Source organism: Microbacterium sp. XT11 (assembly GCF_001513675.1).
GTDB lineage: Bacteria > Actinomycetota > Actinomycetes > Actinomycetales > Microbacteriaceae > Microbacterium.
Genome location: NZ_CP013859.1, coordinates 190,350 through 202,264, shown reverse-complemented (window position 1 = coordinate 202,264; position 11,915 = coordinate 190,350). Strand labels below are relative to the sequence as shown.

Here is an 11,915-nt window from a genome sequence, read left to right as displayed (position 1 = left end):
CATGCAGCGCACCGCAGCCAAGACCGCCTTCGCCAACGTGCTCGTCAACACGCTCATCGCCAACGTGACTACGAGCTTCCTCTGGTTCGCGCTGACCTTCTGGGTGTACATCGAGACGCAGTCGGTGCTCGCCACGGGCGTGATCGGCGGGGCGTACATGCTGCTCATCGCGTTCTTCGCGATGGTGTTCGGCACCCTGGTCGACCGGCATCGCAAGCACGCCGTCATGCTCGTGTCGAGCGTGGTGTCGGCCGTGGCCTTCCTCGTCGCGGGTCTCCTCTACGTCTGGCAGCCGGAGTCGGCGCTGCTCGACCTGGGCGGACCGTGGTTCTGGCTCTTCGCGCTCATCATCCTGTGCGGCGGCGTGATCGAGCAGCTGCGCAACATCGCCCTGTCCACGACGGTGACGCTGCTCGTCGACGAAGACAAGCGCGACAGGGCGAACGGCCTCGTCGGCACGGTGCAGGGGCTCGCGTTCCTCGTCACCAGCGTGTTCTCCGGCCTGTCGATCGGCTTCCTCGGCATGGGATGGACGCTGGCGATCGCCATCGCGGCGATGGCGCTCACGTTCGTGCACCTGCTCTTCATCCGCATCCCCGAGGGCACGCCGCAGCCCGATCCCGGAGCGTCCAGTGCCCTCGACTTCCGGGGCAGCGTGAAGGCCATCCGTCTCGCGCCCGGCCTGTTCGCGCTCATCGTCTTCTCGACCTTCAACAACCTCATCGGCGGGGTCTACATGGCCCTGATGGATCCGTACGGCCTCACGCTCTTCGACGCGCAGACGTGGGGGTTCGCTCTCGCCTTCGCCTCGACGGGCTTCCTCATCGGCGGCGGCCTCGTGGCGAAGTTCGGACTCGGGCCGAAGCCCATGCGCACGCTGCTGCTGATCGTGATGGCGATGGGCCTCCTCGGCGCAGTCTTCATGCTGCGGGAGTGGTGGCCGCTGTACGTGATCGGCATGTGGCTGTACATGGCGCTCGTGCCTCCGGCCGAAGCGGCCGAGCAGACCGTCATCCAGAAGGTCGTCCCGTACGAGCGTCAAGGCCGCGTGTTCGGCGTCGCCGCCGCCATGGAGGCGGCCGCCGCGCCCATCACGGCGTTCCTCATCGCGCCGATCGCGGAGTTCCTCGTCATCCCGTACATGAAGAGTCCCGAGGGTGCGGCGCGATGGGGCTGGCTGCTCGGCGAAGGGCAGGCTCGGGGCATCGCCCTGATCTGCCTGTTCGCGGGGCTCATCATGGTGGTGGCCGGATCTCTGGCCTTCCTCACCCGTTCGTACCGGAAGCTGACCGAGCTGTACGCGAACGCGCCCGCACAGCAGATCGACGGGGCGGGTGACGAGGCCGCTGCGGCGCCTGCGGACGGTGACGGTGCCGAATCCCGCCACGCCTCCGCGGGTGGACCGGATGCCGACCCTCTGGTTCCGAGCATCGACCCTGTGACGGCGCGGGGCGGACGGGCCGGTCGTGACGGGCTCGCGCCGCCGAGCAACGACGACGCGAGCACGCAGTGAGCCCACGACCCGTGACGCGAGCGCCCTGAGGCTCAGGGCCCGGGACGCGAGCACGCAGTGAGGCTCAGAGGTCGATGATCCGGTCGTTGAGGTCGGCCGCGTCACCGTCCCAGAGCCGCAGTACTGCCGCGGCGAGAGCCGGGGCGTCCAAGGCGCCCTTCGCGCGGAACACGACCGATGCCGCCCGCAACGGCGTCTCGGCATCGCGCGCAGCCTTGGCGAAGCCCTGTGCGACGGCGCGGGCCCATGCCTCGCTCGCCGCCTTCATCGCGGCGTAGTTCGCACCGCCGGCGAGAGGACGCGCCACCGCGGTCGACGACACGACGGCGAAACGGCCCGCGTCGGACGCACGCAGCGCTGCGTCGAACGCACGGCTCGCCGCACGCACGGCCTGCAGCGCCGGAAGCAGCGCGTCGAGATCCGCATCCGTCTGCCCGGCCAGGCCGCCGCCGCCCCGCCATCCGCCGACGAGCGGAAGCACGCCGTCGACGGCGCCGAGCCGAGAGGCGAGCTGTGTCATCTCCTCGAACGAGGTCGCGTCCGTGACCTCGACGTGCGCCCCGGCATCGGCCAGCGGGACGAGGCGGCCGGCATCCCGTCCGGTGGCGACCACGCGGGCTCCCTCGTCCATCAGTGCGCGGGCGACGGTGAGACCCGCCTCGCTCGTCGCTCCCGCGATCACGATGGTGCGGCCGTTCACGCTCATGGAAGGTTCCTCTCTGCGACAGAGGCCGGGACCCCCAGGGCCCCGGCCTCCCATCTCAGTCGTCGGTGCCGCGGATGCCGACCGTCGACTCGATGACCGGCTTCATCTTCTTGTCGAGCGTCTCGAAGAACATCGACAGGGGGAACTCGTCGTCGAGCACGGCATCCGTGTACCCCTTGGGGGCTCCCGCGAGGATCTCGTCGGAGAGGCCGCGCGCCCACTTCGACGCGGGGTGCGGAGTGAGCGTGCTGCGCACGAGCTCGTACGCGGCCAGCCAGTGCGCGACCTTCGGGCGGTCGATCGAGCGCCAGTACAGGTCGTCGATCGCGTCGCCGAGAGCCACGACGGCATCCGGCACGTTCTCCCAGTCGAAGGCGAGCGCCGTGTCGGTCCAGTGCAGCACGCCGCGCTGGTGCAGCCAGGCGAACAGCAGCTGTCCGCCGACGGCGTCGTAGTTGCGCACGCGGTTGCCGGTGATCGCGAACCGGAAGATCCGGTCGAAGATCACGGCGTACTGTACGAGCGGCGCGTGCTCGAGCATCTCCTGCTCGGCGGCGGTGAGCTCTTCGCCGGCCTCGACGCGCGCGGTGAGTGCGCGCTGGATCTTCACCGACTCGCGGAACGCGGTCATGTCGCAGCGCATCTCCTCGAGGGAGTAGAGGAAGTACGGCATCCGCTGCTTGATCATGAACGGGTCGAACGGCAGGTCGCCGCGCATGTGCGTGCGGTCGTGGATGATGTCCCACATCACGAAGGCCCGCTCGGCCAGAGCCTGGTCGTCGAGCATCGCAGCCGCGCGCTCGGGCAGCTCGAGGTTGGTGATCTCTGCAGCCGCGCGAACCACGCGACGGTACCGGGCGGCCTCGCGGTCCTGGAAGATCGCGCCCCACGTGAACGACGGGATCTCACGCATCGCGACGGTCTCGGGGAAGAGCACGGCGGAGTTCGTGTCGTACCCGGGCGTGAAGTCGACGAGGCGGAGCGAGACGAACAGCTTGTTGCTGTAGTCGCCGGCCTCGAGCGCCGCGATGAACTCCGGCCAGATGGTCTCGACGATGAGCGCCTCGATGAGCCGGTCGCTCGAACCGTTCTGCGTGTACATCGGGAATACCACGAGGTGGCGGATGCCGTCGATCCGGTGCTGCTGCGGCTGGAACGCCACGAGCGAGTCGAGGAAGTCCGGAACATCGAAGTCCGCGGCGGCCCAGCGTTCGAAGTCGGCGACGGATGCCGCGAGGTACTCGGCATCGTGCGGGAACGCGGGGGCGAGTGCGCGGATGCCCGCCGTGATCGCGGCGACGTGCTCACGCGCGGCGGTGTGATGCGCGGCATCCGGAATCGAGCCGTCCTTGACCTGGAGCTCGCGGATGGCGATGGCTGCCGCCTTCAGCTGCGCCCACGCCGCGCTCTTCTCGGCGACGGACGCGTCCTCGACGACCTCGGGCTCGCCGATGATGGCCTGTGCGTTGTTGATGATGGACATCGGACCCTCCGATCGCGTGGTAATGGAAATTTTCCGGCGAATGCCGCTTGCGCACGATATTATTCCACGCATGGATGATTCTGTCGACCGTGCGATCCTGGCTGAGGTGTCTCGTGACGGACGGGTGACGCTGGCTCAGCTGTCCGAGGCCGTCGGCCTCTCGGTCTCGGCCGTCCAGTCCCGGCTGAAGCGGCTCGAGACCCGCGGCGTGATCACCGGGTACCGGGCGATCCTCGACCCCGAGCAGGCGGGAATGCCGCTGTCGGCGTTCATCGAGATCACTCCGATCGACCCGGCGCAGCCCGACAACGCACCGGAGCTGCTCGAGCACCTCAGCGCGATCGAAGCGTGTCACTCGATTGCAGGAGACGCCAGTTACATCCTGTTCGTGCGAGTCCCGTCACCGCGCGCCCTCGAAGATCTCGTGCGCGACATCCGCCTGGCCGCCAACGTCAGCACGCGCACCACGGTGGTCCTCCAGACCTACTACGAGCACCGGCCGATCATCCCCGTCGAGCGCTGACGGCGCGCCAGCGCCCGCTCCGCTGGTTCGTCAGAGCACGGCGCCGACCAGGGCTTCGCCGAGCGGAGTGCGCTGGTGCAGCATCCGCGCACCGTCGCGCTCGCTCGCCACGAGTCCTGCCTCACGCAGCACGGTGAGGTGATGCGAGGCGGTCGACACCGCTATCCCGGCGTCCGCCGCCACCTGCGACGTCGTGCGGGCGGTGCCGGCGGACAGCAGGATGCCGGCGCGCGCAGGGCCGAGCAGCGCACCGAGCGCGCTGCCGATCTCGGCCTCGGCCCTCGCCCACCCGGCCGTGACCCCGCGCGCCGGATAGAAGAGCGTCGGCTGGGCCGGCGGCTCGGTGATGACCATGCATCCCCACGACGACATCACCGACGGCACGAGCACGAGGCCGCTCCCGTGGCAGTCCACCCGCTCGCTGTGCCGGCGCAGCCGCACGCGCACGGCGCCCTCGCCCCAGCTGACGTTCGGATGCAGGCCTCCTGCCATCCCGGCGATGCCCGCACTCGCCATGACCCGCGCGCGCACGGCGATGTCCGCCCGCAGCAGCCGGTCGAGTTGCGGCCACACGGGGGCGAGGGCGGCGTCCCACACCGCCGACCAGGCAACGGCGATGTCCGCGCGGGCCCGGCGGGGGTCGTCCCTCATCTCGCGCAGCATCCGCTGCCGCGCACCCGTGGACCGCACGATCATCTTGCCGAGGTCCACGCGCATCGCGTCGAGGTCGGCCGAGCGCAGCGACTCCAGCTCGTCGTCCGGCGTCATGTCCCACCGGGGATCGGCCGTGACGAAGTCGGGCATGTAGCCGTCGTCGCCGATCACCCGGGCCAGCAGCGCGAACGGCTCGCGGGGGAGGCGCTCGCGCACCGACCTCAGCCAGCCCCACTGCAGCGGATGCTGTGCCGGGCGCAGCAGCACTCGCACGGCGTGCGCGAGCTCGTGCCCGGGCGAGACGCCGAACCGCACGGCCTGGATGTCGCCGGGTCCGAGGTGGAACTCGACGCGGTGGTCCGGGTGCTCCGCGCCCTCCACCGGCACGTTTCGATCCACGTCGAAACTCTAGGGTGCGCGAAGACGTCTGTCGACACTGGACGCATGAACACTCCATCCGATCGCATCGACGTCGTCGCGGATGCCGACATCCGCATCGGCACGCGCCGCAGCCGCCGCTTCGAGGGCGGTGAGCACGGCGCCGACATCTCGTACTTCTACGTCGAGAACCAGCCGGGCGAGGGCCCGGGCCTGCACTGGCATCCGTACTCCGAGACCTGGGTCGTGCTCGAGGGCACGGCTCGCATCACCGTCGGCGACGAGAGCATCGTCGTCACGGCCGGCGACACCGCGACCGGCCCGGCCTACGTGCCGCACCGGTTCGTCAACATCGGAGACGGGGTCCTGCGCCTCATCGGCATCCACGCCTCCGCCACCATCATCCAGACGTTCCTCGACGAAGACTGACCAGGAGCACCATGTCCTTCCAGGCGTACCTCGACAACATCGAGACCAAGACCGGCCTCACCCCTCGGCAGTTCATCGAGCTCGCGGCGGAGCGCGGGTTCGGCCCCGGTACCAAGGCCACCCCGATCCTCGAGTGGCTCAAGGCCGACTACGACCTGTCGCGCGGGTACGGCATGGCCCTCGTGCACGTGATCACGAAGGGGCCGCAGATCAGCGCGAAGCACGTCGGAACCGACGGCACTCACGCCGACGAGTCCGACACGCTGTGGCTCGACGGCAAAGACACCAAGCCCGTCTCCTGACGCGGCCGCGACGGCGTGACCGACGCCAGGGCCCGCATGGATGCTGCCACTAGGATTCCCTCCGTGGCAGCATCCTCCCAACGCAAGAACCAGCGCAAGAAGAAGTCCGCGCGCACCCCGAAGCGCGTCAGCGGGAACCCGGCCAAGAAGCCCGTCGTCGAGCTCGCACCGGTGACGATCGGCGACTGGATCGGCGCGGCCCGCCTGCGTACGCTGCCGCTCGCGGTCGCACCCGTCGTCATCGGGACGGGCGCCGCGCGCAGCACCGGGCCCGAGTTCCACTGGGTGATCGCGCTCGCCTGCCTCGCCGTGGCGGTGTTCTTGCAGATCGGCGTGAACTTCACGAACGACTACAGCGACGGCATCCGCGGCACCGACGCCCACCGCGTCGGACCGGCCCGGCTCACCGCCTCTGGCCGAGTGAAGGCCAAGACCGTGCTCATCGTGGGGCTCGCCTTCTTCGCGCTCGCCGCGGTCGTCGGGCTCGCGATCGTGATCCGCACGCAGGAGTGGTGGATGATCGCGGTCGGCGCCGCCTGCATCGTGGCCGCGTGGTTCTACACCGGCGGCAAGCGCCCCTACGGCTACTTCGGGCTGGGGGAGGTCTTCGTCTTCGTGTTCTTCGGCCTGGTGGCGACCCTCGGGACGACCTGGGTGCAGATCTTCGCGCTCCCGCAGCAGGCGTGGCTGGGGGCGGTCGCGGCAGGCCTGTTCGCGTGCGCGGTGCTGCTCGCCAACAACCTGCGCGACATCGACCAGGACCGTCTCGTCGGCAAGCGCACGCTCACGGTGCTGATCGGCAAGCGGGCGACCCAGGTGCTGTACTCGCTCTTCCTGCTCGTGCCGTTCGCGATCGCCGTGCTGCTGGCGCTGCTGTTCCCGATCGCCTGGCTGGCGCTGCTGGCGCTGCTGGCAGGACTGCCCGCCCTGCTGATCGTGTGGACCTATCGCAAGCCCGCCGAGCTGGTCATCGCGCTGGCGCTCACCTCGCTCACGGCGCTGCTCTACGCCGGCGCGCTGTTCTGGGCGTTCGTCGGCTGAGCCGACCGGTTGCCCTGCGGCGGCCGTGACGCCGCGGGTGCCGCGCATCGGCTGCCGTGCGCCGGGTGCCTCGCGGCGGCCACCCTCGGTGAGACCCGGTGCGGGTCAGGCGTCGCGGTCGCCGTCGAGGGCGTCGTCCTCGGCATCCGCGTCGGCCTTGCCCGACCTCTCCTGGCGGCGCTCGTAGAGGCGCGTCGAGGCGTCGGCGAGCGGCGCGCGCAGGAAGAGCAGCGAGATGCTGGCTCCGATGAGGGCCGCGAAGATCGCCGCCAGCCACCAGAACTCGCGGAAGATCGGGAAGAAGAACCAGAGGATCGCGAGCGGGACGAGGAACGCCAGCAACCGCAGCACGGTGTAGACGAGAATCGGTGCGGGCTTCACCCGTCCAGTCTACGTTCGCCTCGGGGGTGCTCGACGCCGAGACGGGCGAGCGGGATGCCGCGCACGACGCGCCGCCACGGATGCTCCCCGAGCGACCACAGCAGGCCGCGCTCAGGGTCGAGAGCCAGGTCTTCGCAGCCCGTCGGCAGGGGCACGGCGTGCGGGCGGAGCGCGTCGAGCGGTCCGCTCCAGAGCACGCCGGGGCGCATGCCGTTCGACTGCGACACGAAGTGCCGGTCGCCCCACCGCACGGCGCCCTGCAGGCGCGGGATGCCGGGGGAGACGATGCGCTGAGGGACGAAGCGGTCGCGCGGCCCCTGCGGCACGACGAACTCGCCGATGCGCCCCGCGTCGTCGGGGCGGTACTCGCCGATGAGGACCCGCTGCTCCGTCTCTCCCCGCTCATCCAGCACCCGGCCGAGGAAGGAGCACCGCAGGTCGATGTCATGCACGGCCGACCGCACGGCCACGACCGCATCGCGGCGCGTCGACGCGGTCACCTGCCGCGCAGCCTCGCCGCGCACCCGGCGCAGGCGCCCGAGGTCGAACTCCCACACGCCCTCCCGCGTCGCCGCCGCGAACAGCCGGTCGCCGAACCACGCGAGGCCGCCGACGTGGATGCGGGCGGGAGCGAGGCGTCCGTCCGCGTCGGGCACCGCGAGGAACACGTCGCGGTGACGCGGACGGTCGAGGTCGACGAAGGAGACGCGCGAGGCCAGATGGCGCCGCTCCTTGTCCTGCCGGAACCAGCCGACCGCGAGCATCCGCCGCCCGTCGAGGATGCCGAGGTCGATGCCCTGCGGGTACCACCGCTGCGACCACGACCTCGCGGTGAGCCAGCGCAGATCGACGGTGTCGTGCGAGCTCCGGCGCATCGGGCGCCACGTCGGGCGGAAGGGCCACAGCATCCGTCCATGGTGGCGGATCCGCCTGGGAGACGTGGGGGAGGACACTCCGCGTTCACCTTCCCGTCGCCGGGCGGACAGCCGCTCGTGCCAGCATCCGTGGCACCATGCGCTCGCCCCTCGTCACCGTGATCCTGCCCGCGAAGGACGCGGCGCCCTTCATCGGGACGACGCTGGAGACCCTCACCCGTCAGTTCGACGATCCAACGGCGCTGAAGCTCGTCGCGGTCGACGACGGCTCGCGCGACGGCACGGGAGACACCATGCGGCACTACGCCGAGCGGTTCCCGCACGCGGTGGTGCTCTCGAACGACGGACCGCGTGGCCTCGCGAGCGCTCGCAACCAGGGCCTCGCGCACGTGGAGGGCGAGGCGTTCGGCTTCATCGACGGGGACGACTGGATGCAGCCGCTGCGCCTGCAGGCGCTGGCGAACCGCCTGACCGAGCTGGCGTGCGACTTCGTCCGCACCGATCACGTCACGGTGCGCGACGGAGAGCGGATGCTGGTGCGGGCGCCTCACCCGTGGCGCGAGCGGGCGCTGCCGCCGCGCGACGCGATCCTGCCCGTGGACGAGCCGTCGATGGTCGACTATCCCTTCGCGTGGGCCGGCCTGTTCCATCGCCGGATGCTCGACGAGGGGCTGGCGGAGTTCCCCGACGGGCTCTTCACGGCCGAGGACCGCCCGTGGATCTGGCGGCTGCACCTCGGGGCCCGGTCGTTCGCCGTCGTCGACGCGCCGGCCCTGCTCTACCGGCGGGGCGTCTCGACCTCACTCACCCAGGTGCACGATCGACGTCAGCTCGACTTCGCGCGCGCGATGACGCAGGTGCTCGATGTGGTGGAGGCGGATGCCGAGGGCGAGCGGTTCCTCCCCAAGGCGGTCTGGACGGCGCTCGCGCTCAGCTCGCACCATCTCGTGCGCTCGCGGCGCATGGCTCCGGCGCTGCGCCGGGAGATGCGGAAGAGCATCCGCGAACTCCTCGCGCGACTGCCCGAATCGGAGGTCGCGAGTGCGCTCACGAGGCTCGACGGCCCCCGTCGCCGCGTGCTGGCCCGCAGCCTCCGGAAGGCCGGCCGCGCATGACGCAGGTGTTCGCGCTGCACAGCGCCTACGGTCTCGCGACGGCGAGCGCCGCGATCGACGCCGGTCTGCTGCCGCCGGGGGAGCGCGTGCTCGTTCCGTTCCACTCCGCGCGGGTGCCGGAGACGAGCACCGGTATCGCCCGCAACCCCGCCCTGGCCTCGCTGCGGGCGCGCTTCGACCGGGTGGAGGACCTCGACGCGCTGCTCGGTCCGCTGCATCCGAGCGGCTGGACGCCGGACGAGGCGGAGCTGCCCCTGCTCTCCCGCCTGTTCGCCCGCGCATGGCGGGTCGATCCGCGCACGGTGGAGCTCTTCGTGCAGAGCCCGCAGGTGGCGCCCGCCCGCACTCTGCTCGAGCTCTTCCCCGGCGCCCCTGTGACGATCGTCGGCGACGGGCTCATGACGTACTCGCCGCTGCGCGTGCGGATGCCGCATCCGGTGGCGGCGCGGATCGTGCGGGTGGTGTACGCCGACGTCGTGCCCGGCGTGCGCCCGCTCGCCGGGTCGCCTGCGGCCGCCTGCGTGCCGGTGCCGCCGGCGGCGTTCCGGACGGCACTGGAGGAGACGGACGACGGAAGCCCGCACGACGCAGTGCTCGATCGGGACGCCCCGACCGCGCTCGTGCTCGGGCAGTACCTCGCCGCGCTCGGGCTCATGACCGCCGACGAGGAGCTCGCGTTGCAGGAGCGTCTCATCGACCGCGCGCTGGAGTGGTCTCCGCGGCGCATCGTGTTCCGACCGCATCCGTCGGCCCCGCCGCAGCTGACGCGCGCGCTGCGTGCGAGAGCGGAGGCGAGGGGCGTGGCGTTCGCCGAGCACACGGGGGCTGTGCCCGCCGAGCTGCTGGCGCGGCGCCTCGACGCGCGCGTCGTCGTCGCCGGCTTCTCGACGGCGCTGCCGACCGTGCGGGCGCTGTACGGCATCCCCATCGCGTCGGCCGGCACGCGTGACGTACTCGCGCGACTGGCGCCGTTCGAGAACAGCAACCGGATCCCGGCCACCATCGTCGACGCCCTCACGCGGAGCGAGTCCGCACCGGATGCCGAGGAGCTGCAACTGCTCGTCGACGCCGTCGGCTATGCGATGCAGCCCGTCGTCGCCGCGCACCTGCGCGACAGAGCGGAGCAGCTGCTCGCGACGATCACTCCCGCCGACCGCGCCCGCTACTTCGACGCGCGGCGCCTGGCCGAGCTCGGCCTGCCCGGCGCGCCGGCGGGCACCGCGCTCCAGCGCCTCCTGCGTCCGGCAGGGGGAGTGGGGCGTGTCGAGGAGTGGCGCCTCACGGCGCTCGGCGCCCGGCGCCGGGTCGGACGGGCATGGAAGGCGATCAGAGGACGGTGACGATGACGACGGTGGCGATCATCCCTGCGCGCGGCGGGTCGAAGCAGGTGCCGCGCAAGAACCTGCGCCGGGTCGGCGGGGTGCCGCTGGTCGCGCGCGCCGTGCAGGCGGCCGCGGCGGCGGGCGGCATCGACCTCGTCGTGGTGTCGACCGACGACGACGAGATCGCCGAGGTCGCGCGCGCGGCGGGCGCGACGATCGTGCGTCGCCCCGCCGAGCTCTCCGGCGACACCGCATCGTCGGAGAGCGCGATCCTTCACGCGCTCGACGAGCTCGGCCGCAGCGGAGTCGACGTCGAGGTCGTGGCGTTCCTGCAGGCCACGTCGCCGTTCATCCCCTCGGATGCCCTCGCCGACGCCGTGGCCCTGGTGCGGGCCGGAGCCGCCGACAGCGTCTTCTCCGCGCACGAGACGTACGGGTTCCTCTGGCGCCGCGCACGAGACGGACAGGCCGCGGCGATCAACCACGACGCAGACCACCGGCCGCGGCGGCAGGACCGCGAACCGCACTACCTCGAGACGGGGGCGTTCTACGTCTTCACCGCCGCCGGCTTCCGTCGCAGCGGGCACCGCTTCTTCGGACGCGTGGCGATCGCCGAGGTGCCGGAGTGGAGTGCGATCGAGATCGACGACGAGCAGCAGCTCGCCATCGCCCGAGCGCTCGCCGCGCTGCATCAGCCGCGGCATCCGATTCCCGCGAGGGCGGTCGTGACCGACTTCGACGGCGTGCACACCGACGACACGGCCCTCATCGACGCCGACGGGCGCGAGCGGGTGCGGGTCAGCCGCGAGGACGGCATGGGCGTGTCGCTGCTGCGCAGGGCCGGAGTGCCCATGCTGATCCTGTCGACCGAGGTCAACCCCGTCGTGCGGGCTCGCGCCGACAAGCTGCGCGTGCCCGTGCTGCACGGCATCGAGGACAAGGAGCAGGCGCTGCGCGGGTGGGCGGCCGAGAACGGTCTCGACCTGGCAGACATCGCGTACCTCGGCAACGACGTGAACGACCTCCCCGCGATGCGCATCGTCGGGTGGCCCGTCGCTGTGGCCGACGCCCACCCCCGCGTGATCGCCGCCGCGCGCGTGGTGCTCACGCGCTCCGGAGGCGACGGCGCCGTCCGCGAGCTCGTCGAACGCGTGTTGCCGGGCTGACCGCCGCCGGTAACCCGGCCGTCGCGC

Annotated in this window: 13 protein-coding genes; 8 read left to right on the top strand and 5 right to left on the bottom strand. The window is 71.4% G+C overall.

Annotated elements, in window-relative coordinates:
- The first annotated feature begins 1 nt into the window (after position 1).
- The gene (locus AB663_RS01045) at positions 2–1,513 is read left to right on the top strand and encodes an MFS transporter (RefSeq protein ID WP_083511038.1); all 1,512 of its coding nucleotides are present in this window, start codon (positions 2–4) and stop codon (positions 1,511–1,513) included.
- 64 nt (positions 1,514–1,577) lie between these two features.
- Here AB663_RS01045 and AB663_RS01040 read toward each other — a convergent pair whose 3' ends face one another.
- Positions 1,578–2,219, bottom strand: coding sequence for an SDR family NAD(P)-dependent oxidoreductase (locus AB663_RS01040; protein ID WP_067194697.1), 642 nt, complete (start codon positions 2,217–2,219; stop codon positions 1,578–1,580).
- A gap of 55 nt (positions 2,220–2,274) precedes the next feature.
- Positions 2,275–3,702, bottom strand: coding sequence for a DUF6421 family protein (locus tag AB663_RS01035; protein WP_067194694.1), 1,428 nt, complete (start codon positions 3,700–3,702; stop codon positions 2,275–2,277).
- Between the two features lie 70 nt (positions 3,703–3,772).
- Here AB663_RS01035 and AB663_RS01030 point away from each other — a divergent pair, with 70 nt between their 5' ends.
- Positions 3,773–4,225, top strand: a complete 453-nt coding sequence (locus AB663_RS01030; protein ID WP_067194691.1) for an Lrp/AsnC family transcriptional regulator — start codon at positions 3,773–3,775, stop codon at positions 4,223–4,225.
- 30 nt (positions 4,226–4,255) lie between these two features.
- Here AB663_RS01030 and AB663_RS01025 read toward each other — a convergent pair whose 3' ends face one another.
- Positions 4,256–5,278 (bottom strand): ArsR/SmtB family transcription factor, encoded by a 1,023-nt coding sequence (locus tag AB663_RS01025; protein WP_083511037.1) that lies wholly within the window; start codon positions 5,276–5,278, stop codon positions 4,256–4,258.
- A 45-nt stretch (positions 5,279–5,323) separates the two neighbouring features.
- Here AB663_RS01025 and AB663_RS01020 point away from each other — a divergent pair, with 45 nt between their 5' ends.
- The 3 genes from AB663_RS01020 to AB663_RS01010 all read left to right on the top strand — a co-directional run bounded on the left by AB663_RS01020 (position 5,324) and on the right by AB663_RS01010 (position 7,029).
- Positions 5,324–5,686 carry a cupin domain-containing protein gene (locus AB663_RS01020; protein ID WP_067194684.1) on the top strand — a complete coding sequence of 121 codons (363 nt, stop codon included), beginning with the start codon at positions 5,324–5,326 and terminating at the stop codon, positions 5,684–5,686.
- A gap of 11 nt (positions 5,687–5,697) precedes the next feature.
- Positions 5,698–5,988, top strand: coding sequence for a DUF4287 domain-containing protein (locus AB663_RS01015; RefSeq protein ID WP_067194681.1), 291 nt, complete (start codon positions 5,698–5,700; stop codon positions 5,986–5,988).
- 63 nt (positions 5,989–6,051) lie between these two features.
- Positions 6,052–7,029 carry a 1,4-dihydroxy-2-naphthoate polyprenyltransferase gene (locus tag AB663_RS01010; RefSeq protein ID WP_232304596.1) on the top strand — a complete coding sequence of 326 codons (978 nt, stop codon included), beginning with the start codon at positions 6,052–6,054 and terminating at the stop codon, positions 7,027–7,029.
- Between the two features lie 105 nt (positions 7,030–7,134).
- Here AB663_RS01010 and AB663_RS01005 read toward each other — a convergent pair whose 3' ends face one another.
- Together AB663_RS01005 and AB663_RS01000 are read right to left on the bottom strand one after the other, a co-directional pair.
- Positions 7,135–7,410, bottom strand: a complete 276-nt coding sequence (locus AB663_RS01005; RefSeq protein WP_067194675.1) for a DUF4229 domain-containing protein — start codon at positions 7,408–7,410, stop codon at positions 7,135–7,137.
- Complete coding sequence (locus AB663_RS01000; RefSeq protein ID WP_067194672.1) at positions 7,407–8,318, bottom strand: hypothetical protein; 912 nt, start codon at positions 8,316–8,318, stop codon at positions 7,407–7,409. The genes AB663_RS01005 and AB663_RS01000 overlap by 4 nt, the downstream gene beginning before the upstream one ends.
- A gap of 104 nt (positions 8,319–8,422) precedes the next feature.
- Between AB663_RS01000 and AB663_RS00995 the strand changes: the two genes are divergently transcribed.
- From AB663_RS00995 to AB663_RS00985, 3 genes are read left to right on the top strand one after another with little or no spacing between them, the layout of a single operon-like run.
- Positions 8,423–9,400, top strand: a complete 978-nt coding sequence (locus AB663_RS00995; protein WP_067194669.1) for a glycosyltransferase family 2 protein — start codon at positions 8,423–8,425, stop codon at positions 9,398–9,400.
- The gene (locus AB663_RS00990; protein WP_067194666.1) at positions 9,397–10,740 is read left to right on the top strand and encodes a polysialyltransferase family glycosyltransferase; all 1,344 of its coding nucleotides are present in this window, start codon (positions 9,397–9,399) and stop codon (positions 10,738–10,740) included. Before AB663_RS00995 ends, AB663_RS00990 begins: the two co-directional genes overlap by 4 nt.
- Before the next feature lie 2 nt (positions 10,741–10,742).
- Positions 10,743–11,888 carry an acylneuraminate cytidylyltransferase gene (locus AB663_RS00985; RefSeq protein ID WP_083511036.1) on the top strand — a complete coding sequence of 382 codons (1,146 nt, stop codon included), beginning with the start codon at positions 10,743–10,745 and terminating at the stop codon, positions 11,886–11,888.
- Positions 11,889–11,915 lie beyond the last annotated feature (27 nt).

Bases quoted from the DNA above. Each gene is read 5' to 3' on its own strand.
- AB663_RS01040 (WP_067194697.1), bottom strand. From the start codon at position 2,219: ATGAGCGTGAACGGCCGCACCATCGTGATCGCGGGAGCGACGAGCGAG.
- AB663_RS01000 (WP_067194672.1), bottom strand. From the start codon at position 8,318: ATGCTGTGGCCCTTCCGCCCGACGTGGCGCCCGATGCGCCGGAGCTCG.
- AB663_RS01035 (WP_067194694.1), bottom strand. From the start codon at position 3,702: ATGTCCATCATCAACAACGCACAGGCCATCATCGGCGAGCCCGAGGTC.
- AB663_RS00995 (WP_067194669.1), top strand. From the start codon at position 8,423: ATGCGCTCGCCCCTCGTCACCGTGATCCTGCCCGCGAAGGACGCGGCG.
- AB663_RS00985 (WP_083511036.1), top strand. From the start codon at position 10,743: ATGACGACGGTGGCGATCATCCCTGCGCGCGGCGGGTCGAAGCAGGTG.
- AB663_RS01020 (WP_067194684.1), top strand. From the start codon at position 5,324: ATGAACACTCCATCCGATCGCATCGACGTCGTCGCGGATGCCGACATC.
- AB663_RS01030 (WP_067194691.1), top strand. From the start codon at position 3,773: ATGGATGATTCTGTCGACCGTGCGATCCTGGCTGAGGTGTCTCGTGAC.
- AB663_RS00990 (WP_067194666.1), top strand. From the start codon at position 9,397: ATGACGCAGGTGTTCGCGCTGCACAGCGCCTACGGTCTCGCGACGGCG.
- AB663_RS01045 (WP_083511038.1), top strand. From the start codon at position 2: ATGCAGCGCACCGCAGCCAAGACCGCCTTCGCCAACGTGCTCGTCAAC.
- AB663_RS01015 (WP_067194681.1), top strand. From the start codon at position 5,698: ATGTCCTTCCAGGCGTACCTCGACAACATCGAGACCAAGACCGGCCTC.